19 protein-coding genes are annotated in these 14,636 nt (G+C 34.1%); 18 read left to right on the forward strand and 1 reads right to left on the reverse strand.

All coding sequences use genetic code 11. The features are described from left to right. The first annotated feature begins 30 nt into the window (after nucleotides 1–30). The 18 genes from minC to rsfS all read left to right on the forward strand — a co-directional run bounded on the left by minC (nucleotide 31) and on the right by rsfS (nucleotide 13,153). Nucleotides 31–717 carry a septum site-determining protein MinC gene (gene minC, locus GX308_05405; GenBank protein NLK21510.1) on the forward strand — a complete coding sequence of 229 codons (687 nt, stop codon included), beginning with the start codon at nucleotides 31–33 and terminating at the stop codon, nucleotides 715–717. A 112-nt stretch (nucleotides 718–829) separates the two neighbouring features. Then, on the forward strand, nucleotides 830–1,627 hold the full coding sequence (minD, locus tag GX308_05410; GenBank protein ID NLK21511.1) for a septum site-determining protein MinD: 798 nt from the start codon (nucleotides 830–832) through the stop codon (nucleotides 1,625–1,627). Nucleotides 1,628–1,642: 15 nt separating this feature from the next. Further along, on the forward strand, nucleotides 1,643–1,924 hold the full coding sequence (gene minE / locus GX308_05415; GenBank protein NLK21512.1) for a cell division topological specificity factor MinE: 282 nt from the start codon (nucleotides 1,643–1,645) through the stop codon (nucleotides 1,922–1,924). 49 nt (nucleotides 1,925–1,973) lie between these two features. Next, on the forward strand, nucleotides 1,974–3,101 hold the full coding sequence (rodA, locus tag GX308_05420) for a rod shape-determining protein RodA (protein ID NLK21513.1): 1,128 nt from the start codon (nucleotides 1,974–1,976) through the stop codon (nucleotides 3,099–3,101). Between the two features lie 11 nt (nucleotides 3,102–3,112). Further along, a complete protein-coding gene (locus tag GX308_05425) occupies nucleotides 3,113–3,508 on the forward strand; it encodes a methylglyoxal synthase (GenBank protein NLK21514.1) in 396 nt (131 codons plus the stop codon). Between the two features lie 132 nt (nucleotides 3,509–3,640). Continuing rightward, nucleotides 3,641–4,120: a hypothetical protein gene (locus GX308_05430; GenBank protein ID NLK21515.1), complete on the forward strand. Its 480-nt coding sequence runs from the start codon at nucleotides 3,641–3,643 to the stop codon at nucleotides 4,118–4,120. Next, entirely contained in the window at nucleotides 4,087–4,560 is a 474-nt protein-coding gene (locus GX308_05435; protein ID NLK21516.1) for a M23 family metallopeptidase, read from the forward strand. The genes GX308_05430 and GX308_05435 overlap by 34 nt, the downstream gene beginning before the upstream one ends. A gap of 166 nt (nucleotides 4,561–4,726) precedes the next feature. Further along, nucleotides 4,727–6,574 (forward strand): TIGR03960 family B12-binding radical SAM protein, encoded by a 1,848-nt coding sequence (locus GX308_05440; protein ID NLK21517.1) that lies wholly within the window; start codon nucleotides 4,727–4,729, stop codon nucleotides 6,572–6,574. Then, nucleotides 6,564–7,265 carry a DUF2344 domain-containing protein gene (locus GX308_05445; GenBank protein NLK21518.1) on the forward strand — a complete coding sequence of 234 codons (702 nt, stop codon included), beginning with the start codon at nucleotides 6,564–6,566 and terminating at the stop codon, nucleotides 7,263–7,265. The genes GX308_05440 and GX308_05445 overlap by 11 nt, the downstream gene beginning before the upstream one ends. Before the next feature lie 8 nt (nucleotides 7,266–7,273). After that, nucleotides 7,274–8,704 carry an Rne/Rng family ribonuclease gene (locus GX308_05450; GenBank protein ID NLK21519.1) on the forward strand — a complete coding sequence of 477 codons (1,431 nt, stop codon included), beginning with the start codon at nucleotides 7,274–7,276 and terminating at the stop codon, nucleotides 8,702–8,704. Nucleotides 8,705–8,838: 134 nt separating this feature from the next. Beyond that, a complete protein-coding gene (rplU, locus tag GX308_05455) occupies nucleotides 8,839–9,150 on the forward strand; it encodes a 50S ribosomal protein L21 (GenBank protein ID NLK21520.1) in 312 nt (103 codons plus the stop codon). 2 nt (nucleotides 9,151–9,152) lie between these two features. Continuing rightward, nucleotides 9,153–9,488: a ribosomal-processing cysteine protease Prp gene (locus GX308_05460; GenBank protein ID NLK21521.1), complete on the forward strand. Its 336-nt coding sequence runs from the start codon at nucleotides 9,153–9,155 to the stop codon at nucleotides 9,486–9,488. After that, a complete protein-coding gene (rpmA, locus tag GX308_05465; GenBank protein ID NLK21522.1) occupies nucleotides 9,482–9,760 on the forward strand; it encodes a 50S ribosomal protein L27 in 279 nt (92 codons plus the stop codon). Before GX308_05460 ends, rpmA begins: the two co-directional genes overlap by 7 nt. Nucleotides 9,761–9,909: 149 nt before the next feature. Then, nucleotides 9,910–11,190 (forward strand): GTPase ObgE, encoded by a 1,281-nt coding sequence (obgE, locus tag GX308_05470; GenBank protein ID NLK21523.1) that lies wholly within the window; start codon nucleotides 9,910–9,912, stop codon nucleotides 11,188–11,190. Nucleotides 11,191–11,241: 51 nt separating this feature from the next. After that, nucleotides 11,242–11,532, forward strand: a complete 291-nt coding sequence (gene yhbY, locus GX308_05475; protein ID NLK21524.1) for a ribosome assembly RNA-binding protein YhbY — start codon at nucleotides 11,242–11,244, stop codon at nucleotides 11,530–11,532. Between the two features lie 32 nt (nucleotides 11,533–11,564). Beyond that, nucleotides 11,565–12,200, forward strand: coding sequence for a nicotinate-nucleotide adenylyltransferase (locus tag GX308_05480; protein NLK21525.1), 636 nt, complete (start codon nucleotides 11,565–11,567; stop codon nucleotides 12,198–12,200). A 12-nt stretch (nucleotides 12,201–12,212) separates the two neighbouring features. Next, a complete protein-coding gene (locus GX308_05485) occupies nucleotides 12,213–12,794 on the forward strand; it encodes an HD domain-containing protein (protein NLK21526.1) in 582 nt (193 codons plus the stop codon). Nucleotides 12,795–12,805: 11 nt separating this feature from the next. Beyond that, complete coding sequence (gene rsfS / locus GX308_05490) at nucleotides 12,806–13,153, forward strand: ribosome silencing factor (protein ID NLK21527.1); 348 nt, start codon at nucleotides 12,806–12,808, stop codon at nucleotides 13,151–13,153. A gap of 29 nt (nucleotides 13,154–13,182) precedes the next feature. Here the strand turns inward: rsfS and GX308_05495 are convergent, their stop codons facing one another. Continuing rightward, on the reverse strand, nucleotides 13,183–14,562 hold the full coding sequence (locus tag GX308_05495) for a D-alanyl-D-alanine carboxypeptidase (GenBank protein NLK21528.1): 1,380 nt from the start codon (nucleotides 14,560–14,562) through the stop codon (nucleotides 13,183–13,185). Nucleotides 14,563–14,636 lie beyond the last annotated feature (74 nt).

Consider the following 14,636-nt stretch of genomic DNA (forward strand, 5'->3'; position numbering starts at 1 on the left):
GCATACTCGGGGCTAAAGGGGGAATTAGGTATGAATCATGAAAACTGTGTAATTTTCAAAGGGACAAAGGATGGATTGGTTATTTTATTAAGCCCTGATATAGATTTTGATATCTTAAAAAAAGTTCTAAGAAAGAAGACCGAGGAAGCAAAAAAATTCTTTAAGGATGCGAAGGTTAGTATTACCTTTAAGGGACGTATCTTAAATGAAGATGAAGAATATAAATTATTACAAATTATTTCAGAAGAAACCCAATTGAACATAAGTTATATTCACGAGGAAAACATTGGTGCAAAGAAATCAGGGGATAGACCTGATGATTTCCCGCTAAATAGGATTGAAAATGGAAGAATGGAAGTAGATAAAACCCAATACTATAAGGGAACAATCCGCTCCGGACAGTCAATAGAATTTCCGGGAAGTGTGGTAGTCATTGGGGATGTGAATCCCGGCGGGGAAATAATTGCTAAAGGAAATATCATTATCCTAGGTTTCCTCAAAGGAATCGTTCATGCCGGTTGTGATGGCAGTAGTAAAGCCTTTGTTGCTGCTTTAGGAATGAGACCTATGCAACTTCGAATAGGCGGTATAATTACAAGGGCTCCAGACCAAGAAGATTATAAGGAAGGCCTAAAACTATTTCCACAAATCGCCCATTTACATAATGAAAACATTTATATTGAACCAATAGATCATAAGCTCCTAGAAAACTTGTAATAATTAATAGTTTCATGATAAATTTTGTAGAAATAAAAATGATGCATTTTTATTAAACTTCTGTTAGAATATGAATATATAGATTATGCTTTGCCAGCAAGGGGGAAATTGCATGAGTCAGGTTATTGTTATTACATCGGGAAAAGGGGGCGTTGGTAAGACTACTACAACGGCCAATATTGGAACTGGGCTCGCACTAAAAGGTAATAAGGTAGTGCTACTAGATGCAGATATTGGTCTTAGGAATTTAGACGTTGTCATGGGACTAGAAAATAGAATAGTCTATGATTTAATTGATGTTGTGGAAGGTCACTGCCGGGTTAAACAGGCTTTGATTAAGGACAAGCGTTACCCTACATTATATTTGCTTCCAGCAGCTCAAACTAGGGATAAAAACGCTATCAGTCCGGAACAGATGCAGAAGTTATGTGATCAACTTCGGGAAGAATTTGATTACATAATTATTGATTGTCCTGCAGGTATTGAACAAGGGTTTAAAAATGCCATAGCTGGGGCTGATCGAGCTATTGTTGTTACAACACCGGAGGTATCAGCAGTTAGGGATGCAGACCGTATCATTGGTTTATTAGAGGCAAGCGAACTAAGAAATCCTACCCTTATTCTAAATCGTATTCGTATGAATATGGTAAAAAGGGGAGACATGATGGCGATGGATGATGTGGTTGACATATTAGCTGTTGATTTATTAGGGGTTATACCAGATGATGAAAATATTGTGGTTTCAACCAATAGAGGAGAACCAGCAGTAACAGATTCATCTTCTTTAGCGGGACAAGCCTTTAGGAATGCAGTTGAACGCATTATGGGAAATAATGTACCATTGATGGATTTAGATATCAATGAAGGATTTATGGGTAAGATAAAAAAATTATTCGGAATAGGTAATTAAAGGATGTGAATTACCATGGAAATTTTAAAATTTTTCAGTAGAAAACCAAGTTCGGGGAGCGTTGCGAAAGATAGATTAAAATTACTATTGATTCATGATCGTATTAACTGTTCCACCGAGCTTCTAGAAATGATGAAATCCGATATTATCAAAGTTATATCAAACTATATGGATATAGACGAGACAGACTTAGATATAGGGATTGATCAAACAAAATTAGAAGAAAATGATGGTACTGTCCCAGTTTTATATGCGAATATTCCAATAAAAAACATAAGTAAAGCAGGAAGTCGATGATTAAGCAGGATATATATCCTGCTTAATTCATTATGAAAGGTGATTAGAAATGATTTCCAAGGAACAATTAAAACGTTTTGATATAGGGTTAGTTCTTCTAGTAACAGCCTTAGTAGGGATAGGGGTTGTTGCAATTAGCAGTGCTCTTCATGTAAATTCTGGAGCTGACCCTGAGTATGTCCATAAACAAATAATGTTCTATTTAATTGGCCTTATATTAATGCTTGTTACAGCACTTATTGACTATCATATTTTAGGTGAACTATATATACTGGCATATGTAGTAGGATTGGGACTTTTGTTATCGGTTCTTGTTCTAGGAGATGATGCTAAAGGAGCAGTTCGTTGGCTTGAAATCGGGCCCATTCGTCTTCAACCATCTGAGTTTGCAAAAATAATTATAATTTTATTTATGGCAAAATTATTTGATAAAAGAATAGATAAAATGAACACCTTTTTAACAGTAATAATGGCTTTTATTTTTTTAGTAGTACCTGTTTATCTTATACAAAAACAGCCTGATTTATCTACTAGTATTGTTTTTGTAGTTATATTTTTGGTATTATTATATGTAGGGGGCATCAGCTATAAATATATTTTAGGGGCTCTTCTTATAGGAATTCCCATTTTGACAATAGCTTTTTTATACATTATTAAAACTCCAGACCAAAAACTTATAAAATATTATCAAAGAGATCGCATTATTTCAATGATTAACAATGAGGAACAAAGCTCTGATAACACTTTTCAAACAGAACAGTCAGTTCACGCCATTGGCTCTGGTCAGCTTTATGGCAAGGGTTTGTATAAAGGGACATTAAATCAATTAAGTTATTTACCTGAGCCTCATACTGATTTTATTTTTTCTGTTATCGGTGAAGAATTTGGATTTATTGGATGTATTTCAGTAATAGGATTAATACTTTTGATAATTATACGGGGGATTTGGATTGCCAAAGATGCAAAGGATGCCCTGGGAAAGTTATTAATTGTAGGTGTTATTACAATGATTGGATTTCAGACTTTTGTGAACGTAGGAGTTGTTACAGCACTTCTTCCTAATACAGGAATCCCTCTCCCTTTTCTTAGCGCTGGAGGAAGTTCTTTATGGGCGAACATGATAGGTGTAGGACTGATATTAAATGTTGGCATGAGAAGAGAAAAGTCTTTTTTTTAGGAGGAAAGTATATGAACATAGGATTGGTAGCTCATGATGCAAAGAAGAAGTTGATGGAAAACTTAGCCATAGCATATCGCTATATATTAATTAAACATAACCTTTATGCCACAGGTACCACAGGGAGATTAATAGAAGAAGCAGCTAATTTGACTGTTCATAAATATCTTGCAGGGCATTTAGGGGGAGAACAACAATTAGGAACCCAGATTGCCCATAACCAGATTGACATGGTTATATTCCTGAGGGATCCTGTATCACAAAAACATCATGAACCAGATATAGCTGCCCTAATGAGATTATGCGATATCCATAATATTCCGGTTGCAACTAATTTGGCCACTGCGGAACTTCTTATAAAAGCTTTGGAACGAGGGGATTTAGAGTGGAGAGATGCTATGAGATAAAAATGCACATTTTGGTGCATTTTTTGCATTTTAATAAATACAGCCGAATCCTCATAAAAACAATGCCCTAGTAATATAATTAATTGTATCCATAGACTATTGTATTGATAAAATTAATATGGGAGGGGCATTATGGAAAAAAGGAGAAGGAATTTACATGGCTCTACAAGAAGATATCGAAATCAAAAGGTCAATACGAAGGAAGTAATATTAAACTTAATGTTAAAACAACTAGGAATTAGTGTTTTTGTATTTCTATTTATTTTAGTTTTAAAGTTCACCCCATTAGAATTTACAAATTCACTCACACAAAATATTGGTGAAGTTATATATTATAATATGACATGGGATGAAGCAATAACCACGGTAAAAAACACAGTTGGTAATATTCCTTTAGTAAAAGATTGGGTTGAAGAGGATAAAACTCAAAATAGCAGTGATAAAGATAGGATGGAAGATTGTTTAATAGAAGAACCTAATATGCCAAAGGATCAAATCCTAGATATAGAACAAAATGGTGGTGAATTAGAAGATATAAATCTTAATAAGGATGAAGAAATTTTTATATTAGAGCCTGAATTGGGGGAGCCTATGGAATTGGTGATTCCATAGGATTTAGAGCAGGTATTGGATTATATGAAGAGCCATGGATAAATCCTGTTGAAGGGAATATTACTTCTGCCTACGGAAATAGAACCAATCCTGTCTTAGATAAGAAAGAGTTCCATGATGGCATTGATATTGGCACGGAGAAAAATAAAGACATAGTAGCAGTTAAAAGTGGAAGAGTATCAAAACGAGAATTATCTTATACTTATGGAAATGTTGTGGAATATGAAGTACAAGGGGGATATACAATCAAATATGCCCACTGTAATGAAATTCTTGTAAAAGAAGGAGATTTGGTTGAACAAGGCCAAATAATTGCAACTGTTGGAAATACAGGATTATCAACAGGACCCCATTTGCACTATAGTATTTTTAGAAATGGTCTAAGTATTGATCCTATTAGTTATGTAGATTTACCCATATTGGAGGAAGCCATGGAATAATCAAATCATGAATAAAATTACTTACTTATGATTTGATTATTTTTTTTTGTTAAGGTAATATATAAATTGCACATTTGAATGGTAAAGGGCCAAGTCATTCATATATTAGATGTTGAATTTGCAATAAGTTTTTAATTAAACGAATTGTAGTTATGGAGGAAAAACAATGGTAAAGTTAAGGGTAGAAGATAAAATATTAACACAGGTAGAAAAGCCCGCTAGATACATCGGAAATGAAGTAAATACTATTATAAAGAATCCTAAAGAAATAGATATAAGATTTGCATTTTGTTTTCCTGATGTTTATGAGGTTGGTATGTCCCATCTTGGAATGCAGATATTATATTATTTTTTAAATGAAAGAATAGATACATACTGTGAAAGGGTTTTTGCTCCCTGGGTAGATATGGAGCAAAAAATGAGGGAAAATAATATTAAATTATTTTCATTAGAATCCCAAAATGAAATTGCCGATTTTGATTTTTTGGGCTTCACCCTGCAATATGAAATGTGTTATACAAATGTGATTAATCTAATTGATTTATCAGGTATACCTATATGGAGCAAGGACAGAACAGATGCTCATCCCATTGTTTGTGCAGGAGGACCTTGTGCATACAATCCAGAACCTTTGGCAGAAATTGTAGACTTTTTCTATATTGGGGAAGGAGAGGCTTCACTAGGACAAGTATTGAACCTTTATAAAGAACATAAAAAACAGGGCGGTTCAAGAAGGGACTTCCTAGAAAAACTGCTGGATGTTGAAGGAATATATGTACCTTGTTTTTATGATGTTGATTATAACGAAGATGGTACAATCAAAAGTTTCACTCCTAACCATAAAAGGGCAAAGACAAAGATAAAAAAACAAATAGTTAAGGATTTAAATAATTCCTTTTATCCTTCTAAGGCAATAATTCCTTGGATTCAAACAGTTCATGATAGAGTAGTTTTGGAAGTTTTTAGAGGATGTATCAGGGGATGTAGGTTTTGTCATGCAGGAATTGTCTATCGTCCTGTTAGAGAAAAATCAAGAGATGTGCTTATGAAACAAGCTATGATGCTGTTAGAAAGTACAGGCTATGATGAAATATCATTGTCTTCCTTAAGTACCAGCGATTATTCAGAATTGGAGAGTTTTTCAGAGGAATTACTTGGAACCTGTAGGGAGGCCAAGGTAAATATCTCCCTTCCCTCCCTCAGGATTGACGAGTTTTCCTTAGATTTGATGGGAAGGATACAGGAAATACGGAAAAGCAGTTTAACTTTTGCCCCAGAGGCAGGGACACAAAGACTAAGAGATGTCATAAATAAAGGAATAAATGAACAAGATATTATGGAGGGTTCAAGAAGGGCTTTTGAAGGTGGATGGGATAGGGTAAAATTATATTTTATGATTGGACTCCCAACAGAGGAAGAAGAAGATATTTTGGGAATAGCTAAATTATCAGAAAAAATAGTGGATATATTTTATAGTATCCCTAAGGAAGAAAGAAAAAAGGCCGTGAAAGTTGTTGTAAGTTCTTCTTGTTTTGTACCAAAACCCTTTACGCCTTTTCAATGGGAGCCACAAAATAGTTATCAAGAATTTATGGATAAACAATATGCTTTAAAAGGAAAAATAAAAAGAAGACAGATTCAATATAATTATCACGATGCTATAATCAGTGCCCTAGAAGGAACAATTGCAAGAGGAGATAGGCGAGTAGGGAAACTACTCTATTCTGCCTGGAAATTTGGAGCAAAATTTGACGGGTGGACTGAATTATTTAATATGGACCATTGGAATAAGGCTTTTGAAGAAACTGGGATAGAGCCTTGGTTTTATGCCAATAGAAGAAGAAGTTACGATGAAATTCTTCCCTGGGATCATATTTTTGTTGGAGTAACAAAGACATTTTTAAAGAAAGAACATGAAAGAGCCTTAAACGGGAAAAGAACCCCTAACTGTAGGCAAAAGTGTGAAGATTGTGGGGCAAAAGGATTTGGGGGAGGAGTTTGTTATGAAGGTTAGAATTAAGTTTACAAAGTCTGGAAACACGAAATTTGTGGGTCATCTTGACTTAATTAGACTATTTCAAAGATGTATAAAAAGAGCTAAACTTCCTATAAAATATTCAAAGGGATACAATCCTCACCAGCTTATGTATATTGCCCTTCCCCTACCTATAGGGGCAACTAGTGAAAGTGAATATATGGATTTAGATTTAAATGAAGACTGTAATATGGAAAACATACAAATTAAGCACAGTCTTAACAAAGTTCTCCCTGTAGGTCTTAAGATAGAAGATGTCGTTCATCTTGGGGAAGGTGATAAAATAGGCATGGCAGCAGTTGACTCTGCCAGCTATAAAATATTTATCAATAAAAAAGATGTTCCAGATGATTTTATAAAAAAGGGGGAAAGCTTTTTTTCTCAAAAAGAAATATGGGTTATAAAGAAAGGGAAAAAGAAGGTTAGAGAAATAAACATCAAGCATATGATTCAGCATTATTCCATGGAAGAAAGAGATAAGCAATGGACTCTTGACTTACAATTGGCAACAGGAAGCAGGATAAATCTAAAACCTGAAACTGTGCTTAAAAAACTTTATGAAGAAAACCAATGGAAGTTTAGGGAATATACAATGCAAATCCATAGAACAGAAATATTTTCAGAAATGGAAAACCAATTTATTCCCTTACTAAATTTAAAGATGGAGTGAATAGCCATATGGCCACTGATATTATCGTAGATGCAGGTGTTAATCAAATTCGTGTAGGATTGGTAGAAAATCAAAAACTAGTTGAATTGTATATTGATGATGAAAATAGACATAAAACAGTAGGGAATATATATAGAGGAGTTATTAAGAGGATTCTTCCAGGACTTGAGGCTGCTTTCGTGGATATAGGTCATAAAAAAAATGCATATCTTGATTTAAGGAAATTACAACAAAACCTAAACAATTCTACTTTAAATATAAAGCAAGGGGAGCATATTACTGTTCAGGTAGAAAAAGAAGCAATGGGTATGAAAGGCCCTAAAGTTACATCCAATATTAATATTACAGGAAAGTATATGGTACTTATACCTAGGGAAAATTCCATCGGAATATCTAGAAAAATAGAGGATAATACAGAAAGGGAACGTCTAAAAGCTATATTTGAGCAGCATAAAATAGAAAATTGCGGTATCATCATAAGAACTGATAGTGTGGGTAAAAGTGAAGAAGAATTGATTAAGGAACTAAACTTCTTAAAGCTTAGATGGGCAGAAATAGAAAAAAAGGAAACGTACATATTAGCGCCGTCCCTTTTGTATGGAGAAATATCCCTTCCTCTAAAGGCCTGTAGGGATTTATTAACCTCACAAATTAGGAAATATATTGTTAATGATAGGGATATCTATGAAGATGTAATAAAATTCATTGGTGCGATATCTCCCCATTTAAAAGACAAAATTCAATACAAAGAGGAATCTAATCTTTTTCAGCACCTTATGATAGAAAGTCAAATTGAAAAAGCCTTAAATCGCCATGTATGGTTAAAAAGCGGAGGTATGATTATAATTGACACCACCGAAGCGATGACAGTTATCGATGTAAATACAGCAAAATATGTAGGTAAAAAAGATATGGAAAAAACCATTTTGAAAACTAATATAGAGGCTTCCATAGAAATTGCAAAGCAGCTAAGACTTAGAAATATTGGTGGAATAATAATTATCGACTACATTGATATGAAAGACAAGGCAGATAAGAATGCAGTTATTAATGTTCTTGAACAGGAGCTAAAAAATGATAGGGTAAAGGCATCTGTATTAGGCATAACGAACTTAGGACTTGTAGAAATGACAAGAAAAAAAACAGGGCCATCTCTTACATCTTTATTATTTAATAAATGCCCGCTTTGTGAGGGCAAGGGGATGACACATTCTCTTAAATATATCGGAGATAAAATCCAAAAGGAAATAGACTTTATATTTACTCAAACAATATATAGTAGGATTACTATAGAAGCAAACCAACAGGTGATAAAATGGTTTAGCTCAAAGGATACATCCTATAAGTCTTTAACTGAAAAAAAATACGGCAAAAAATTAGAGTTTATAGAAAATAACAATCTTACAAACGAAAAATACAATATTATAAAGGAAAAATAAAGGGATTTTGCAAAAACCTTGACAATTAGAAGGAGCTATGATACCATTAGTCGGTATGTAGCCGCACGAAGAGGTCGAAACTTCTAGACTTGAAGTACCGTATTCGGCGAGTATCGGTTTAAGGAGGTGTACGAATGTACGCAATTATTGAAACAGGTGGTAAGCAATATAGGGTCCAAGAAGGAGATATTATTTCTGTTGAAAAACTAGGAATAGCTGATGGTGGGCAAATTACATTTGATAAGGTTCTCGCTGTATCTAAAGATGATTCCCTTTCCGTAGGAACCCCTTTTGTAAATAATGCAAGTGTTTCTGCTTCTGTTATAGAAGAAGGAAAAGGTAAAAAGATCATTGTTTACAAATACAAACCTAAAAAAGGTTACCACAAGAAGCATGGTCATAGACAACCATATACGAAGATTAAAATTGAAGCCATTAATGCATAATCATGATTAAAGTTAATTTTTATTTAAATGATGACAAGCAGTTGGTTGGTTTTAGAATAAGCGGTCACGCATCATATGGTGAATATGGAAAAGATATAGTATGCGCTGCTGTTAGTGCATTGGCTATCAATACAGTAAATTCAATAAAACAATTTACAAGGGATTCCATAGAGGTACAAAGTGATGATGAAGGCGGATTTTTAAATGTGGTTTTACTTAAAAGTCCTAGTGATAAAACCTTATTATTGTTTAATTCATTAGAATTTGGATTAACGAATATTAAAAAAAGATATGATAAGAACATTCAGATTTCATATAGGGAGGTGTACTTATGTTAGAAATGAACCTTCAGTTTTTTGCAAGCAAAAAGGGAGTAGGATCTTCTAAAAACGGTCGTGATTCCGAATCTAAAAGGTTAGGAGCAAAACGAGCAGACGGACAATTCGTTAAAGCCGGTAATATATTATATAGACAAAGAGGAACAAGAATCCATCCGGGCAATAATGTTGGCAGAGGTAAGGATGATACATTATTTGCTTTAGTTGATGGAAATGTTAAATTCGAAAGAAAAGGCAGAGACAAAAAACAGGTTTCTGTATATCCTGCTTAATTGTAAAAACATATATTTGTAAGGTTTCAAATGAATTCATTTGAAACCTTTTTTAGTATATAATATTATTTGTACATAATTGTTATAATAGTAGATTCCGTGGCGAATAATAAAAAAGTAGAGAAGGATTTTAATAAGAAGGTGATAAAATGTTTGTTGATAAAACAAAAATATTTATACAATCAGGAAGAGGCGGACATGGGGCAGTATCCTTTAGGAGAGAAAAGTATGTGCCTAATGGAGGGCCAGATGGAGGCGATGGCGGAAAAGGTGGGGATATTATCTTTGAAGTCGATTCAGGTATGGGTACACTTATGGATTTCCAACACAAAAGACATTATAAAGCACAGCCTGGTGAAGACGGAGGGAAAAAAAGATGCCATGGTAAAGATGGAAAAGATTTAATTATAAAAGTACCCCCGGGAACCATTATAAGGGAAGCCGAAAGTGGTAAAATTATGGCGGATTTGACTGGAGAAACAAAAAAGAGGATATTACTTAAAGGCGGTAAAGGGGGCAAAGGTAATCAGCATTTTGCTACTTCTACAAGGCAGGCTCCAAGATATGCTGAAAGTGGGCAAGAAGGAAGAGAATACTGGGTTATTTTAGAACTAAAGGTTATTGCAGATGTTGGGTTAATAGGGTTTCCTAATGTTGGGAAGTCTACACTTTTATCTGTTATCACTAATGCTCAGCCCAAAATTGCAAATTATCATTTTACTACCCTAAATCCAAACCTAGGTGTTGTAGACAATCCGTATGGAAGGGATTTTGTAATAGCAGATATACCGGGACTTATAGAAGGAGCCCATGAAGGAGTAGGTCTTGGATATGACTTTTTAAAGCATATTGAAAGAACAAAAGTTCTAGTACATGTGGTGGATGCAGCAGGGTTAGAAGAACGTAACCCGATAGAAGATATCGAAAAAATTAATTATGAATTAAAGGCTTATAATGAAGAACTAGCTGGACGACCCCAGATTATTGCTGCAAATAAGATAGATATCCCAGGGAGCGAGGAAAATATATCTTTGCTAAAAGAAACTTTTGAGCCTATGGGTTTCAAGGTAATCCCCATTTCTGCTGCTGCACAAAAAGGCCTAAAACCATTAATGATAGAAGTAAGTAAATTACTAGAAAAAATAGATGCCGAACCTTTAAAGTTTGAAGAAGACTTTGAACTATTTGAGGAACCTAAAGAAACTAACGAACCATTTACCATTAATAAATCAAGTGATAATTATTATATTGTAGAAGGAACCGGAGTAGAAAAAATGATAGGATATACCAATCTTGAATCAGAAAAGGGACTTGCCTTTTTTCAAAAATATCTTAGGGAACGAGGAATTATTGATGCCTTAGTGGAAAGTGGTATACAAGAAGGGGATTATGTAAGAATCTATGATTTGGAATTTGAATACTACAAATAGTGATATGTTCATGCTAACCATTAGATGGAATTTAAGGAGGGAAAATGTATGATTACCAGTAAACAAAGGGCATACCTTAGAAGCTTAGCCAATAATATAGAACCTATTTTTCAAATTGGTAAGGGTGGGGTAACTCCTGATTTGACCAAGGGGATAGATGAGGCCTTAGAAAAGAGAGAGCTTATTAAGATAAATGTTTTAAATAATTGTATGATGTTACCTAGGGAGGTTTGTGATATACTCCATGAAAGAACCCGCTCTGAACCTATTCAGGTAATAGGTAAAAAGATTGTTCTGTATCGAAAATCTAAAGAAAATCCATCAATTGAGTTGCCTAAATAACGGTAGATGAAATTTATGGGAGGATTATATATATGAGAAATATAGTTGATGAAGCCAAAACCCCTAAATCTTTAGCAATTATGGGGGGGACATTTGATCCCATTCATTATGGTCATTTGGTTACTGCAGAGGCAGTCAGATATCAATATAATATTGAGCAGGTTTTTTTTATGCCTACAGGGCAACCGCCCCACAAATCAGATAAAAAAGTAACCCATAGTGAGCATAGGTATCTAATGAGTGTATTAGCCACCGCAGCTAATCCCCATTTTAATGTTTCTAGAATAGAAATTGATAGAACAGGTCCAACGTACACGATTGATACTATTAGGGATTTGAAAAGGGATTATGGGGAAGATATAGAATTATTTTTTATTACCGGTACAGATGCTCTCCTGCATATTTTCTCATGGAAAGATGCAGAAGAACTACTAAAATTATGTACCTTTGTAGCTGTTAATCGTCCGGAATACAATATAGAAGAACTTATCCAAAGGATAGAAATTATAAAAAAATATTATGAGTCTAAGATTCATTTTTTAGAGGTACCTGCTTTGGCAATTTCTTCGACAGATATTAGAAATAGGGTTCAAAAAGGAATGCCTATTAAATATTTAGTACCTGAATCGGTTGAAAACTATATATACAAGTTTAAATTATATGTGTAAAAGGATGCAATTATGATGAATTATGATACCATAAGACAAAAACTCCAATCGGCACTTAGCCCTAAAAGATACAAACACACCTTAGGAGTAGTACAAGTTTCGCAAGAATTAGGGAGTATTTATGGGATGGATAAAGAAAAGATATTTTTATCAGCTTTACTCCATGATTGTGCAAAGGATATGCCAGTAAACACCAAAGCAAGATTATGCAAGGAGTATCATATCCCTCTGGATTCATTTATGAGGGATGATATTGAATTATGTCATAGTTTTTTAGGTGCAGAAATAGCAAAAAGAGAATACAATATATTAGATAGAGAAATATTAGATGCCATAAGATATCATACGACGGGGAGAGCCCATATGACAAAACTAGAGAAAATAATCTATCTAGCAGATTATATAGAACCCAATCGTGAAAATTTTGAAGGGTTGGAAACCGTGAGAAGGCTATCTTATGAGAATTTAGATAAGGCAGTGATATTTGCTCTTATAAATACGATTGAGTACATTAAGAATAATAAAAAAACATTACATCCCTTAACCCTACAGGCATTAGATTACTTAACTTCAAAAAAGGAGGAGAAAAATTGAGTTTAAATGAAATGATTAGCATCGCCTATAGAGCTTTGGACGACAAAAAAGCAGAGGATATAAAGATTTTAGATATTCGAGATATAACAGTTATTGCAGATTATTTCGTTATTGCCTCAGGTAGGAATGCAATTCAGGTTCAAGCCATGGCAGAGGCAGTAGAAGAAGAATTACTTAAACATAAATATCAATTGGTCCACAGGGAAGGTTACCATTCAGCAGGCTGGATTTTAATTGATTTTGGTTCGGTAGTCATTCATATATTTGATAATGAGGTAAGGGATTTTTATTGTTTAGAAAGATTATGGGGAGATGCTAAGACTATCTCTAAAGAAGAGTTAAAATCTAATATTAAGTAAACGATAAAACGGGCGAATTTTCGCCCGTTTTATCGTTTGTGCAAGGACTTAGAAAGGCGGAGCTTATTTTTGGGTAGGTAGTACATGCGCTTTCTATTTTTAGAGGAATAAATCAAAATCAAAATAAAAAATAACACAAACAAAATTAACACTGTAGCAGCTATCATAATAAATATTCTAATATATTTATTAGGACTGCTGTGAGGGGTTATTATTTCTTTAACTTGACTTGTGGAAACAGGCTGGGCTTTTTCTATGTTTTCACTTGAAATAAGACTTACGGTACCTAGAACTTTATTTTCAAACACAAGGTCCAAATCCCCAATTTCCTCATTTTTATTAATAGGTAGATTTACCTTTTTGGGAGGGGAGATTTTTTTAATTATATCTTCTTTTGAGGCCTCTTTTGGAAGCACACAAAAAACTTCAGATTGGGCATACACCTCAACATTTTCTTGATGTTCGTTTTCATCGTCATCAAAATAGATAATGGGAAAAGTACCCATTGAGGTGCCCTGTTCTATTATAGGGATTAATTTAAAATGATTGAATCCATAATCTAGTAATGTTACTGTATCATCATACATGGCCTGTTTTTCAGATTTTAGAATAACTGAAATAAGTTCCATATCGCCTCTTTTTGCATAGGTTACAAGGGTATGCATTGCCTCGTCGGTAAAACCAGTCTTACCACCTTCACAACCATCATAGTAGGAATTGGGATAAGCCCTTTGGTTAAACAATCTATGTTGATGGGCTAAAGGCCGTGGCTCCTCGACTAAATTGGTTGGGGGAATCGTATATGTAATGGTTCCTATAATCTCCCTAAAATCGTCATACTTAAGACATTCTCTAGCAATTAAGGCCATATCATAAGCAGTAGTATAATGATTTTCATCATGTAATCCATGAGGATTAACAAAATTCGTATTTATAGCCCCTATTTCTTTGGCCCTTCTAGTCATATGCTCACTAAAACCATCAATAGAACCATCTATATGTTCTGCTATAGCATTAGATACTTCATTAGCGGACATAAGTACCATCCCATACAAAGCATTTCTTAAAGAAATTTGTTCTCCTTCTCTCATTCCTATATGGCTACTTCTCCACTCAATGCTATAAACAGCATCTTTTGAAAAAGTGATAGTATCTTCTAAATTTCCGTTCTCGATAGCCAACAATGTAGTCATAATTTTGGTGATGCTAGCAGGAAATTGCTTTTTGTAAATATTTTTTTCGTATATTATAAATCCGGTCTTTGCATCCATTAAAATTGCAGACTCAGATTGAATAACTGGCTTATTTTGGGCAAAAATTTCAGATGGGGTGCAAATCGTGGATATAACCAAGGAGGTTGATAGCACCAAAATACCCCATGCCCTGCTTAAAAAACGGGAAATGTGCATTATGAAACTCCTCTCTATTTAAAGTACTGTTTAAGTATATCAAAAAAATCAAAATTGGTAAAGAAATGATGATT

The organism is Candidatus Epulonipiscium sp. (assembly GCA_012519205.1).
In the GTDB taxonomy this organism is placed as follows: Bacteria; Bacillota; Clostridia; order Lachnospirales; family Defluviitaleaceae; genus JAAYQR01.